We start from the raw sequence: 13,561 nt of genomic DNA on the forward strand, positions 1-13,561 counted from the left end.
TCTTTAACTCTTAGTATGCTGCCGTTTCTTGTTATATATAACCTAAAAAATGAGTTTTATAGTTAGCTCAAAAGGGCGTGTGATAACGCCCTTTGTTGCTATACAGATGTGGTCTAAAAGACTACTTATCTTTCACTTCTTCAAACTCAGCATCAACAACATCATCTCCGCCTTTTGTGTTTTGAGCTTGTTGTGCATTTGCATCAGCTTGAGCTTGTTGCTGGCTTGCTTGGATAAGTTTTTCAGATACTTGAATTAATGCTTGTACTTTTGCATCAATGTCAGCTTTATCTTCACCTTTTGCTGCTTTTTCAAGATCTGCTACCGCACTTTCAATCGGTGCTTTATCGTCAGCTGATAATTTATTGCCAACTTCTGCTAATTGTTTGCGAGTGCTGTGAACTAAATGATCTGCTTGGTTACGAGCTTGCACTAATTCTTCAAATTTACGGTCTGCTTCAGCATTAGCTTCTGCATCACGAACCATTTGTTGAATTTCTTCATCACTTAAACCAGATGATGCTTTAATCGTAATTTTTTGCTCTTTGTTTGTACCTTTATCTTTTGCAGATACATGGATGATACCGTCCGCATCAATATCGAAAGTTACTTCAATTTGTGGCATACCACGTGGTGCTGGATTAATACCTTCTAAGTTGAATTGACCTAGAGATTTATTCGCCGATGCTTGTTTACGTTCACCTTGAAGTACATGAATTGTTACCGCACTTTGATTATCTTCAGCAGTTGAGAACACTTGTGATTTCTTAGTTGGGATTGTTGTGTTTTTCTCAATTAAGGTAGTCATTACGCCACCCATAGTTTCAATACCTAATGATAATGGTGTAACGTCTAACAATAATACGTCTTTAACATCACCCGCTAACACACCACCTTGTACTGCTGCACCGATTGCAACAGCTTCATCTGGGTTCACGTCTTTACGAGGTGCTTTACCAAAGAACGCTTCTACTTTTTGTTGCACAAGTGGCATACGAGTTTGTCCACCAACAAGGATAACATCGTCAACTTGTGATACGCTCAATCCAGCATCGTTTAATGCGACTTTCACAGGCTCTAATGAACGAGCAACTAAATCTTCAACAAGTGATTCTAATTTTGCACGAGTTAATTTGATGTTTAAGTGTTTTGGACCTGTTGCATCTGCTGTGATGTATGGAAGATTTACATCAGTTTGTTGTGCTGAAGAAAGTTCAATTTTTGCTTTCTCTCCAGCTTCTTTTAAACGTTGCATTGCAAGTGGGTCATTACGTAAATCAACACCTTGTTCTTTCTTGAATTCATCAACTAAATAGTTAATTACACGGTTATCGAAGTCTTCACCACCTAAGTGTGTATCACCATTTGTCGCTAAAACTTCAAAAGTTTTTTCGCCACCCACTTCATCAATTTCGATAATAGATAAGTCAAATGTACCGCCACCTAAGTCATAAACAGCAATAGTTTGGTTGCCTTTGCCTTTATCTAAACCATAAGCAAGAGCGGCTGCTGTTGGTTCGTTAATAATACGTTTCACTTCTAAGCCAGCGATACGGCCTGCATCTTTGGTTGCTTGACGTTGTGCGTCATTGAAGTATGCCGGTACTGTAATGACCGCTTCAGTTACAGTTTTCCCTAAGAAATCTTCAGCTGTTTTCTTCATTTTTTTCAATACTTCAGCAGAGATTTGTGGTGGTGCCATTTTATCGCCTTTTACATTTACCCAAGCATCACCATTGTCAGCTTTAGTAATTTCAAATGGCATAATATTCACATCACGTTGTACTTCTTGATCTTCAAAACGACGACCGATTAAACGTTTGATTGCAAATAAAGTATTTTTCGGGTTAGTAACCGCTTGACGTTTTGCTGGTTGACCCACTAAGGTTTCATTATCATTTGTATAAGCAATAATTGATGGGGTTGTGCGTTCGCCTTCTGCGTTCTCAATTACACGTGGTTTATCGCCATCCATTACTGCAACACAAGAGTTTGTTGTACCTAAGTCAATACCAATAATTGTTCCCATAATATGTTTTCTCCTAGTATAAATTCGTTTGTTGTCTCAAGATTGGGATACTGATCACAATTTCAAGTGCATTTATGCAATTTTTTTAAAAGTGCGGTCATTTCCGTTCTTGCTCGCTAAAATGTGAACGGAAATAAAAAATTCAAGAGGGGGAAATAAAACTTTTTGAGCAAAACAAACTAAATTTTGCTCATTAACTGATGTTTTTTAGCTTGAATAGCTAATTTTCTACGGTGATCGAGTTCTGTGCGGATTGCTTTTTGTTGAAAACCATCGGCAATCACTTGTTTTACATCAACAGCTAAAGCCGCTTGATAGAGTTGCCATAAAAAATCACGCTGTGGATAATCTACATTCTCAAATCCAGTACGCCCACGACTGTCAGCAATACAAACTAACATTAATTCTGCAAAGCGTTTTGGTTTCCGCCAAACATCTAATCTATTAAATAATTTCAAAATTGTTTCAGGACGTAATTCAAAGGCTTTGTGGATATGGGAATGATATTGGCAGGTTAATTCTGCTAATTCTTGAATATAGCTAGGCAATTTAAAGCGCTTGCAAATATTTCTTGTAGGTGCAACACCAGCTATCTCATGACCATAATGATGAGGAAGAATATGTTTCGGGGTAAGTGCTTTGCCTAAGTCATGACAAAGTGCCGCAAAACGTACCGCACTTTTATGATAATCCGTGTTCTCGCTTAGTAATGTAGCTTGTTTTAGTACCAGCATAGTGTGCAAAAAGCTATCCACTTCAGGATGATATTGTACAGGATTAGGAACAGAATAAAGGGCATTGATTTCTGGAAATAAAACTTTCAGCGCTCCGACTCTGCGTAGGACTTCAAAATAAATTTGGGGATCTTGTTCGTTTAATGCTTTTTCTGTTTCTTGCCATACTCTTTCGGGGGTAAGTTGTTGAAGTTCGCCTGATTTAGCAATTTTTTTCATTAAAGCTAAGGTTTCAGTTGCGATTTTAAAGCCTAAGTTATGGTAACGGGCAGCAAAACGAGCCACTCTTAGTACTCGTAGCGGATCTTCAACGAACGCTGGTGAAACATGGCGTAAGATTTTTTGCTTTAAATCATTAATACCATTGTAAGGATCATGATATTTACCCTCCGTATCTTGTGCAATAGCATTAATGGTTAAATCACGGCGAATGAGATCTTGTTCTAATGTAACCTTTGGATTGAAATCGCAAATAAAACCTGTATAGCCAGCATCCGATTTTCGTTCGGTTCGAGCAAGGGCATATTCTTCTTTGGTTTTAGGATTTAAGAAAACAGGGAAGTCTTTGCCAACTTGTTGGTAGCCTTGAGCAAGCAATTCTTCAGCGCTAGCACCAACCACAACCCAATCACGATCTTTAATGGATAATCCAAGTAATTGATCGCGAACAGCACCACCAACAAGATAAATTTGCATCATATAATTAAGACCAACGATTTTGGCGACGGCGTCTTGGTACTAGCAGAGGTAAGATAAGACCGAGCAATAAGCCTACGCCTAATACGGAACCGCCATAGATAAACCATTGGATAGCAATTTCTCGTTTGCCAGCATCTAACATAGCTTCTAAATCTCGATTTTTATTTTTGGTAATTTCTAATTCACGATTAAGCAGTGAATTTTGTTCAAGTAATTTACTGCTTTGTTCTTCAGCTTGTTTAGTACGGCGTTGCATCTCGTTTGTACGCTGTTTCCAATCATTATCTATATTATTGAGTTTTAAGGTTAATTCTTGGATTTGAGCTTTTAATTTCGGATTTTCTTCTTTACTACTTGGTGTATTAGTTAACTCATTAGTTAAAATCCAAGCTTCACGATTGCGTTTATCACGAATTAAGGAATATTTATCTTTTTTATCTAATACTGTAACTTGCTCGCCAGCTTGAATCGCGCCAGCAATTTTAAATTGATCTCCGGCACCTCTGCGCATAAAAGTAGTTAAGTTTTCACTTATATATTTGGTTTCGGCATAGGCATGAGAAAAAGAAAATCCAGCAATAAGCGTGGAAAGTAAAACGGTTGTTATTTTTTTCATAGTAAATCCAGAGAATAGGGATAATAAAAATATGACAAATAAAAAGTGCGGTAGATTGTACCGCACTTTTTATTGATGACAAGTAATGATTTATTCTATCTGTAATTCTTAATGGAAAATTGCATGTAGAACATAATAAATCACGATGGCAAAGAAAGCGCCAGCTGGTAATGTTACAACCCAAGAGGCAACAATATTGCGAATAACCGTTAAGTTAATCGCTGCAATACCACGAGCAAATCCAATACCTAAAATTGTCCCTACTAGCGTTTGTGTAGTTGAAATAGGCAATCCTGTCCCTGAGGCTAAAACGACGGTAACCGCTGTAGCAAATTGAGCTGCAAAGCCACGGCTTGGTGTTAAATCTGTAATGCCTGTTCCAATTGTTGCCATTACTTTATAGCCCATAACGATTAAGCCTACAGCAATACCTGCCGCACCAAGTGGCAAAATCCACCAAGCTAAAGCAGTTTTCCCCATGATTTCGCCACCATTTTCTACAATAGAAACAACGGCTGATAATGGACCGATAGCATTTGCTACATCATTTGAACCATGCGCAAATGCCATAGCACAAGCAGTTAAGAGCATTAAAATACTAAATACTTTTTCAACAGCGCCAAAGGTGCCTTTTGCCACATTTTGAATAAAACGTTGGCTACGAAAATAGAAATAACTTGCGATAATTGCAATAACACTAATAACACTAGATATAAGCAATGTTTCCATCGTTGTTAAATGTAAGCCAACATGTTTCAACCCTTTCGTCATGGTAACAATCGCTAAAATCAGAATAGTAAGTCCCATGTAGAATGGACCATATTTTTGTGCATTAGCTAAAGGTTTTTCTGTATCAAAAATCAGTTTTTGTGTGCTGAAGAAAATCGCATAAGCAATAATTCCGGCTAGTACAGGTGTGATAAACCAACTTCCGACGATATTGCGTATAGCGGTCCAATCTACAGCGTGTGTACCAACGGTAATGCAAGCAAATCCGACAATTGCACCGATAATGGTGTGAGTAGTTGACACAGGCCAGCCCATTCGTGAGGCAATTAATAACCAAATTCCTGATGAGAAAAGAGCCGCCATCATACCAAATACAAGGACTTCAGGTGTTGAAATGAATTGCATTGGATCTATAACGCCGCTTTTGATGGTTTCTGTTACTTCACCACCAGCTAAATAAGCTCCAGCACATTCAAAAATCATGGCAATAAAAATAGCCTGTTTAGCGGTAATTGTGCCCGAACCTACAGAGGTTCCCATTGCATTTGATACATCGTTAGCGCCCACACCAAATGCCATAAAAAAGCCAAAAACTGCGGTAATAATAACGAGGATTGTTCCGTATTCTTGTAAAATTTCCATAGTTTATTTTCCTATGTATTTGTTGCGTCGTTTTATGAACGAGCTAACATTAATTCAATGCGTGAACCCACACGTTGTGCTTGATCCGCTAAAACGCCGATCCATTCTAAAGTTTTATATAAGAACATTACATCAATAGGGCTATATTGAGTTTCAATATTTCTTAACATCATACGAAGTTTGATTTGCATATGATCTGTATCGTCTTCAATAGCATCTAATTCGTGGATCATATTATTGACAAAATTAAGTTCACGTCCTTTAAATCCTGTTTCTAATAACCCGTCCATTTCTTCAATAACACGATGTGCTTGAACTGTTGCATCTAAACTACGACAAACATATTTCATAAAATCTTCTTGCATTTCTTGAGGAAAGGTAAATTGACGACCGATCATTCTGCCAGCCACATCTTTAGCATAATTGGCCAATTTATCTTGTTGAGTCGTGAGTTCTAATAAATCAGTACGATCAATTGGCATAAATAAGCCACGAGGTAATTTCAACCGAATTTCACGCTTTAACGTATCGGCTTGGCGTTCAAGTTCTGAGATTTGAGCGCGGATATTTGTGGCTGTATGCCAATCGCCAGAGAAGGTGCTTTCAAAGAAGGGAACTAATAGACTGCAACATTCAGTGACTTTATCAGAGTGTCGTTGCAAGGGTTTTAGAGGTGAATGGGCAAATAATCCTAAAATATTATTCATTGCCATATCAATTAACTCCTATGGGGTTGCTAAAAAATTCACGCGCATATTACCTTATGCTAGTAGAAAAATATAGAAATTTCATCGAAAAAAATAGGCTTTTAGTAGATAATACAAGGGCGTTATTAGGGAAGGAAATAAATATGACTAATGAAGTGGAATTAAAACTTAGTGTATCAAATGGCTTTGCTCAATTTTTAAGTCAGGAAATGACAAGTTTTCATGTATTGCAGCAAGATAAGGTGTTTTTAGGTAATACCTACTACGATACTAAAGATCAATATTTTGCCCAGCACAAAATGGGCTTACGAGTTCGTCAATATAACAATGATTTTACCCTTACGTTGAAAACCAATGGTGATGTGCTTGGTGGGTTACACTCTCGCCCAGAATATAATGTAGCGCAAAAAAGTGCGGTGCCAAATTTAGCGAAATTAGCAGAAATTTGTGATTTACCAAATTGGCAGGAACTTGAGTTACAACCTGTTTTTAGTACGGATTTTGAACGTCATTTATGGCTAGTTGAATGTGGTAATGGTGTCGAAATTGAAGTGGCTTTGGATCAGGGGAAAATTGTTGTAGGGGAAAGATCGGAACCTATTTGCGAAGTAGAATTTGAATTAAAACAAGGTAAAACAGAAGATTTATTAAATTTTGTGGCTAATTTACCTTTAGAGCGTGATGTACGTTTAAGTTCAGCAAGTAAAGCACAGCGAGGCTATCAATTAGCCTTAGGCTCAAAACCAAAAGTGCAAGATTGGTTGTCGCAATGGCGTGATTTTATTGAATTAGCAGAGCATGAAAAAATCCCTCGGTTATTAAAGTTAGAGCAACAATTAATTGAAGAAAGTGTAACTTTGGGGAAAGATTATTTTGCGCAAGATTTTTTGCGTACAGTAGAACGAATTGGCGCATTTTTTAATCTGTACCATTTTTACAGTGAAAATGGGAAGTTATTGGAAAATCAATTAAATACACAATTGGAGAAAGGGATTACTGGTGTAGATCAGAATTTGCTTGTAGATCTTGTCGATCGCAATGGATATTTATTTGCACAAATTAAAGACATTATTCGTTTGCACAGCGAAAGTAAAAATAATGGGCTTGCGATAGAAAAATTATTTGCATTGTTTCATAACGGTCAATATGTCAAACGTATGTTGGACTTAACCTTTTTAACACTTTAAGGATATAACATGGCAAAAGCGCCAAAAACGGCTTATGTATGTAATGATTGCGGTGCGGAGTTTGCGCGTTGGCAAGGGCAATGTTCTGCTTGTAAAGCATGGAATACGATTAGCGAAGTGCGGTTAGTTTCTACGGCAAAAGTGAAAAATGATCGCTTTAGTGGCTATGCTGGGGAAACCAAAGCTAAAGTACAAACTTTAGCGGAAATCAGTTTGCAAGAAACGCCTCGTTTTACCAGTGGTTTTAAAGAGTTAGATCGTGTACTTGGTGGAGGAATTGTTCCCGGTAGCGCAATTTTAATTGGTGGACATCCTGGCGCTGGTAAAAGTACCTTGTTATTGCAAGTGATGTGTGGATTAGCACAGAATATGACCGCACTTTATATCACGGGTGAAGAAAGCCTACAGCAAGTGGCTATGCGAGCTAATCGTTTAGGTTTACCAACAGATCGTTTGCAACTTTTATCTGAAACTTCCATTGAACAAATTTGTAACCTTGCAGATCAATTAAAACCTCAAATTATTGTTATTGACTCTATTCAAGTCATGCATCTGTCTGATATTCAATCTTCCCCTGGTAGTGTGGCACAAGTGCGTGAATGTGCGGCATTTTTGACCCGTTATGCAAAAACGCGCCAAGTAGCCATCATTATGGTGGGGCATGTGACCAAAGATGGAACATTGGCAGGGCCAAAGGTTTTAGAGCATGCCATTGATGCTTCTTTATTATTAGAAGGAGAGTCCGATTCTCGTTACCGCACTTTGCGTAGCCATAAAAATCGTTTTGGTGCGGTCAATGAATTAGGGGTTTTTGCCATGACAGAACAAGGCTTGAGAGAAGTGAAAAATCCTTCTGCCATTTTTTTAAGTCGTGGCGATGAGCAAACCCCAGGAAGTTCAGTGATGGTGTTATGGGAAGGAACTCGTCCTTTATTAGTGGAAATCCAAGCCTTAGTTGATCATTCAATGTTAGCCAATCCAAGACGTGTTGCTGTTGGTTTGGAACAAAATCGTTTAGCATTGTTATTGGCGGTCTTACATCGTCATGGTGGCTTGCAAATGTCTGATCAAGATGTGTTTGTCAATGTTGTGGGGGGAGTGAAAGTCACCGAAACTAGTGCGGATCTTGCCTTATTATTAGCATTGATCTCTAGTTTTCGTAATCGACCTTTGCCGCAGGATTTAGTGGTTTTTGGCGAAGTGGGACTTGCTGGGGAAATTCGCCCAGTGCCAAGTGGACAAGAACGTATTAGTGAGGCAGCAAAACATGGCTTTAAGCGAGCGATTATTCCTTTTGCCAATAAACCAAAAAGTGCGGTGGAAAATATGCAAGTTTTTACCGTCAAAAAATTGGCAGATGCGTTAGCTGTGCTTGATAATTTTTAATCATAAATTATCCTAATAAAATCGAATAAATATCTAAAAAATAGTGTAAACTTAGAGAAAAATAAATAGTTTATCTCAATTTATCTATATTAAAGGGGCTAGAAAATGGAAAAGAAAATGAAATCTCTTGATAGCATTGATATAAAAATTCTGAACGAATTACAAAGAAATGGGAAAATTTCCAATATTGATTTATCAAAAAAAGTGGGGTTGTCGCCAACACCTTGTTTAGAACGTGTGAAACGCTTAGAAAGACAAGGGGTTATTATGGGGTATAGAGCTTTATTAAACCCAGAATTATTGGACTCACCTTTATTAGTTATTGTGGAGATTACGTTGGTCCGTGGGCGTCCAGATGTATTTGAAGAATTTAATGCGGCAGTACAACAATTAGATGAAATTCAAGAATGTCATTTAGTTTCAGGGGATTTTGACTATTTATTGAAAACTCGTGTGGCAGATATGGCAGCATACCGTAAATTACTGGGTACAACTTTATTGCGTTTACCGGGTGTAAATGACACTCGTACTTATGTAGTAATGGAAGAAGTTAAACAGACTAATTTTTTACAATTGAAATAATATGATTAAAGGTATTAAACAATTTTTCTTACCGAAAAGAGATTTGGTGGAGTTTCTTTTAATTTCTACCGCACTTTTTGGTTTTTATTTGATTATTGCTTGGTTCAGTTATAGCCCTTTTGATAGTGCGTGGGCTGTGTCTTCTTTTCAAACAGAAACACTTAATAAAGCCGGTGCCTTTGGGGCTTGGTTGATTGATTTATTTTTCACTTTCTTCGGGCAAGTGGGGAATATCATACCTTTTGTTTTGCTCGTTTCGCCGCTTTATTTTTTACATACTAAGCGAACTCAAGGATTAAGTTGGACAAGATTTTTCTTGCGAATTTTTGGTTTTATTACCTTGCTTATGGGATTGACTATTTTGGCAACTTTAATGTTAGCAAATACCACATATCATTTATCTGGTGGCGTGTTAGGTGGTAGCTTAGTTGTGAGTTTATATCCTTTATTTTCCAATCAATTTCCTTTGATTATTATTGGTTGTATAACTTCTATTATTGGCTTTATTTTCTGTTCAGGCGCTTCCTTATTTTATTTAGTGATGAATTGTTATGATTGGATCACAATGAAAGATAAAGGTGTTGCGTCAGTCCAGCAAGCTGATGCAGAGCCTACAGAACAAGAGCTAGAAGAAATTATCATTGCATCGCCTTTCACAGAACAGAAAGTTGAGGATAATCAAGCAAAAGAGCAAGAATCTAATTTAGTCAATATCAATAACTTTATTAATATTCAAGGCTTGCCTGACGAAGAAAACCAAGATGAACAAAAGAAAGTCACGGAAGAAGAAATACCAAATCTTGCTGAGCCAATTTTAGTTGAGAAAAATGAGGTAGTTGATATTACTCAAACTTTGGGTAATTTGGATCAACAAGATTTAGTTATCCCAACAGTTTCTTTACCAACAGAGGAAAGGGATGGATTAGGATGGGAATTGAAAAATGAGCTAGAACAGACCGCACTTTCTGATGATAAACATGTTGAAGACAGCAATATGGATGAATTAGCCAGCCAATTCTCTGCATTTAAGCAACAGCGTTTAGATGCAATGGAGCAACGAGCAAAAGAAATTGGGGCAGAAGATACTTTAAAAGTAATTTTATCTAATGACGTTAATCAAGATGAGAATCTTGTTGAAGAGACAGCAGAGAATAATACAGTGGCACAAAGTGCGGTGAATTATAAGCCTTATGGTAATAGTCTTATTCATCCAGCATTACAGCAGCCAGTCACTGTTAAGGAAAAACCTAGCACACCATTGCCAAGTTTAGATTTATTAGAACGTAGAACTGTTCAAGCCTATAACATTACTCAAGATGAAATTTTAGAAACCTCTCAACGTATCATGCAACAATTGCGTAATTTTAATGTGAAAGCTGAAGTGAGAGATGTGCTAGTGGGCCCAGTAGTAACTCGTTATGAATTAGAATTACAACCGGGGGTAAAAGCCTCGAAAGTCACCAGCATTGATACAGATTTAGCAAGAGCATTGATGTTCCGATCTATTCGTATTGCGGAGGTTATTCCGGGTAAACCATACATTGGTATTGAAACTCCAAATCTACAACGTCAGATTGTGCCTTTGCGTGATGTCTTGGACAGTGATGAATTTCGTCAATCTGAAGCCTTATTGCCAATGGCATTGGGGAAAGATATTAGTGGTAAACCTGTAATTGTGGATTTAGCCAAAATGCCGCATTTGTTAGTTGCTGGTTCTACTGGTTCAGGTAAGTCTGTGGGCGTAAATACTATGATTTTAAGTTTACTTTTCCGAGTTAAACCTGAGGAAGTAAAATTTATCATGATTGATCCAAAAGTGGTGGAATTATCTGTCTATAACGGAATTCCTCACTTACTTACAGAAGTGGTCACGGATATGAAAAAAGCAGCGAATGCATTGCGTTGGTGTGTAGATGAAATGGAACGCCGTTATCAATTATTATCTGCTTTAAGAGTGCGTAATATTGAAGGATACAACGAAAAAATTGCGGAATATGAAGCCTTAAATATGCCTATTCCAAATCCACTTTGGCGACCGGGCGATACAATGGATACGTTGCCGCCTCCGTTAGAAAAATTAAGCTATATCGTTCTTATTGTTGATGAATTTGCTGATTTGATGATGGTGGCAGGTAAGCAGATCGAAGAACTTATTGCCCGTTTAGCACAAAAAGCGCGTGCGATTGGTATTCACTTGATTTTGGCAACTCAACGACCATCAGTCGATGTAATTACTGGTTTGATTAAAGCCAATATTCCAAGCCGTATTGCCTTTACCGTAGCGAGTAAAATTGACTCAAGAACCATTTTGGATCAAGGTGGAGCCGAGGCATTATTAGGGCGTGGTGATATGCTTTATTCTGCTCAAGGCTCATCTGAATTATTGCGTGTACATGGTGCGTTTATGAGCGATGATGAGGTTGTTCGTATTGCAGATGACTGGCGTGCTCGTGGCAAACCAAACTACATTGATAGTATTTTGGAAAGTGCAGAGGAAGAAAGTGCGGATAATAATTCGGACTATGATAGCAATGGCGACTTAGATGATTTATTTGATGAAGTTGTTGAATTTGTAGTCAATACTGGCATTACGTCAGCCTCCTATATTCAACGCCGTTTCCGAGTTGGCTTTAACCGAGCTAGTAGAATTATGGATCAATTGGAAGAGCAAGGCATAGTTTCACCACCACAACAACAAAAAAATGGCAAACGAGAAGTTCTGGCAAGGAAAGGGGATTATTAAACTAGACTTATTATTGAGCTTTAAGTATAAAAAATGAGGAAAGTATTTTTCCTCATTTTTTTATCTTTGTTTACTGCAAGGGTTTATTAGTTACTTTTTTGATTACGTTTATTTTGTAGAATAAACACTAAGATTAGCAGTAATGCGCATGATAAAGAAATTACAAATAATGTTCCGAAGAAACCATTCCATTTAAATTGCTCAATAATTAATGAGAGCGGTAATCCAGCTATTGCAGCACCAATATATGCAAATAGACTAACAAACCCAGTTGATGCTCCAGATGCATATTTATGTGAATTTTCTGCAGCTGCCATCGCAATGAGGAATTGAGGTCCAAAAATGAAGAAGCCCATTAAGAAGAACAATGATGACATGATAAGTTTATTATCACTTGGAATGAGCCATAATCCTAATGCAACTAAAATGATCCCAACAACATAAATGATGTTCATTTGTGTGCGGTTTCCATTAAAGAATTTATCAGAACCCCAACCAGCAAATAATGCACCTAAAAAACCACCAACTTCAAAAAATGCAATGACAGTATTGGCTTGTAGTAAATCATAATGATGAGTTTCTGTTAAATATAAGTTACCCCAGTCATTAATCCCTGTGCGCACGATATAAACTAATCCATAGGAAATCGCTAATGCCCAAATAATATTATTTTTGAATACATAGTTTTTTAAGATTTCCCATCTAGATAGCCCAACACCTTCATTCTCATGTTTTTGTTCAGCAACATCATTGCGCCATTCACCTACTGTAGGTAATCCCATTGAGCTAGGTCTATCTCTTAGTAAGATACATAAACCAAGACCAATAACTACCGCAATAGCACCAGGAATAATCATTCCATATCGCCATCCTAAAGCGAGGGTAACCGCACCAGCGATAATCGGAATAAGTGCTCCTCCTAGATTATGGGATGTATTCCAAATCGCCCACCATAATCCACGCTCATTACGAGAATACCAAGTATTTAGAATTTTGGAGCATGGAGGCCATCCCCATCCTTGGAAGAATGCATTAATCATCCACAATGTGACAAACATAAAAATGGATGAACTCATACCAAATAAAATATTGACAATACCTGTTGCCATTAAGCCTAATCCCATAAAATATCTAGGATTAGATCTATCACCAATGACTCCCGATAAAAATTTAGATACACCATAAGTTAGGTAAAAAGCAGTTCCCATAATCCCTATATCTGCTTTTTGTAAGCCTAAATCGGATAGCATCGCTGGCATAACAAAATTAAAGCCTTTCCTTGTAAAATAGAAAACGGCATATCCAATATAGCTGACAATCATTAAGTGTAATCGCCAATATTTATATGTTTTATCAATTTCCTCTTTTGTCTTAGTAACAGGCAAATCAGGGGCTTCTTTAAAAATACTCATATTAATATCTCCATAAATGTTATATAACAAATAAAATTTACTTTTTAATATGTTATATTAAAATAAATGTTAAAAAATTGACATTTATCACAGTT

At 37.3% G+C, this 13,561-nt stretch carries 10 protein-coding genes; 4 read left to right on the plus strand and 6 right to left on the minus strand.

What is annotated here, in order from left to right; genetic code table 11:
- Positions 1 to 121 precede the first annotated feature (121 nt).
- The 5 genes from dnaK to B0186_RS08395 form a co-directional block, all read right to left on the minus strand.
- The gene (gene dnaK / locus B0186_RS08375; protein ID WP_078218909.1) at positions 122 to 2,029 is read right to left on the minus strand and encodes a molecular chaperone DnaK; all 1,908 of its coding nucleotides are present in this window, start codon (positions 2,027 to 2,029) and stop codon (positions 122 to 124) included.
- Between the two features lie 179 nt (positions 2,030 to 2,208).
- Positions 2,209 to 3,459, minus strand: coding sequence for a multifunctional CCA addition/repair protein (locus B0186_RS08380; RefSeq protein ID WP_078218951.1), 1,251 nt, complete (start codon positions 3,457 to 3,459; stop codon positions 2,209 to 2,211).
- 7 nt (positions 3,460 to 3,466) lie between these two features.
- On the minus strand, positions 3,467 to 4,078 hold the full coding sequence (locus B0186_RS08385; protein WP_078218910.1) for a TIGR04211 family SH3 domain-containing protein: 612 nt from the start codon (positions 4,076 to 4,078) through the stop codon (positions 3,467 to 3,469).
- A 108-nt stretch (positions 4,079 to 4,186) separates the two neighbouring features.
- Complete coding sequence (locus B0186_RS08390; RefSeq protein ID WP_078218911.1) at positions 4,187 to 5,449, minus strand: inorganic phosphate transporter; 1,263 nt, start codon at positions 5,447 to 5,449, stop codon at positions 4,187 to 4,189.
- Positions 5,450 to 5,481: 32 nt separating this feature from the next.
- Positions 5,482 to 6,162: a TIGR00153 family protein gene (locus B0186_RS08395; RefSeq protein WP_078218912.1), complete on the minus strand. Its 681-nt coding sequence runs from the start codon at positions 6,160 to 6,162 to the stop codon at positions 5,482 to 5,484.
- A gap of 137 nt (positions 6,163 to 6,299) precedes the next feature.
- Between B0186_RS08395 and B0186_RS08400 the strand changes: the two genes are divergently transcribed.
- The 4 genes from B0186_RS08400 (at position 6,300) to B0186_RS08415 (ending at position 12,054) form a co-directional block, all read left to right on the plus strand.
- A complete protein-coding gene (locus B0186_RS08400) occupies positions 6,300 to 7,343 on the plus strand; it encodes a CYTH domain-containing protein (protein ID WP_078218913.1) in 1,044 nt (347 codons plus the stop codon).
- 9 nt (positions 7,344 to 7,352) lie between these two features.
- Positions 7,353 to 8,729, plus strand: a complete 1,377-nt coding sequence (gene radA / locus B0186_RS08405; protein WP_078218914.1) for a DNA repair protein RadA — start codon at positions 7,353 to 7,355, stop codon at positions 8,727 to 8,729.
- 105 nt (positions 8,730 to 8,834) lie between these two features.
- Entirely contained in the window at positions 8,835 to 9,311 is a 477-nt protein-coding gene (gene lrp / locus B0186_RS08410) for a leucine-responsive transcriptional regulator Lrp (RefSeq protein WP_078218915.1), read from the plus strand.
- Position 9,312: 1 nt separating this feature from the next.
- Entirely contained in the window at positions 9,313 to 12,054 is a 2,742-nt protein-coding gene (locus tag B0186_RS08415) for a DNA translocase FtsK (protein WP_078218916.1), read from the plus strand.
- Between the two features lie 86 nt (positions 12,055 to 12,140).
- On the opposite strand, the gene uhpC is transcribed toward B0186_RS08415, so the two are convergent.
- Entirely contained in the window at positions 12,141 to 13,466 is a 1,326-nt protein-coding gene (gene uhpC / locus B0186_RS08420) for an MFS transporter family glucose-6-phosphate receptor UhpC (RefSeq protein WP_078218917.1), read from the minus strand.
- Positions 13,467 to 13,561: the final 95 nt, after the last annotated feature.

Origin of the sequence: Canicola haemoglobinophilus, from assembly GCF_002015075.1 — a bacterium.
GTDB classification, from domain to species: Bacteria; Pseudomonadota; Gammaproteobacteria; order Enterobacterales; family Pasteurellaceae; genus Canicola; species Canicola haemoglobinophilus.

Coding starts and splice junctions, on each gene's coding strand:
- dnaK (WP_078218909.1), bottom strand. CDS start 2,029: ATGGGAACAATTATTGGTATTGACTTAGGTACAACAAACTCTTGTGTT.
- B0186_RS08380 (WP_078218951.1), bottom strand. CDS start 3,459: ATGCAAATTTATCTTGTTGGTGGTGCTGTTCGCGATCAATTACTTGGA.
- B0186_RS08385 (WP_078218910.1), bottom strand. CDS start 4,078: ATGAAAAAAATAACAACCGTTTTACTTTCCACGCTTATTGCTGGATTT.
- B0186_RS08390 (WP_078218911.1), bottom strand. CDS start 5,449: ATGGAAATTTTACAAGAATACGGAACAATCCTCGTTATTATTACCGCA.
- B0186_RS08395 (WP_078218912.1), bottom strand. CDS start 6,162: ATGGCAATGAATAATATTTTAGGATTATTTGCCCATTCACCTCTAAAA.
- B0186_RS08400 (WP_078218913.1), top strand. CDS start 6,300: ATGACTAATGAAGTGGAATTAAAACTTAGTGTATCAAATGGCTTTGCT.
- radA (WP_078218914.1), top strand. CDS start 7,353: ATGGCAAAAGCGCCAAAAACGGCTTATGTATGTAATGATTGCGGTGCG.
- lrp (WP_078218915.1), top strand. CDS start 8,835: ATGGAAAAGAAAATGAAATCTCTTGATAGCATTGATATAAAAATTCTG.
- B0186_RS08415 (WP_078218916.1), top strand. CDS start 9,313: ATGATTAAAGGTATTAAACAATTTTTCTTACCGAAAAGAGATTTGGTG.
- uhpC (WP_078218917.1), bottom strand. CDS start 13,466: ATGAGTATTTTTAAAGAAGCCCCTGATTTGCCTGTTACTAAGACAAAA.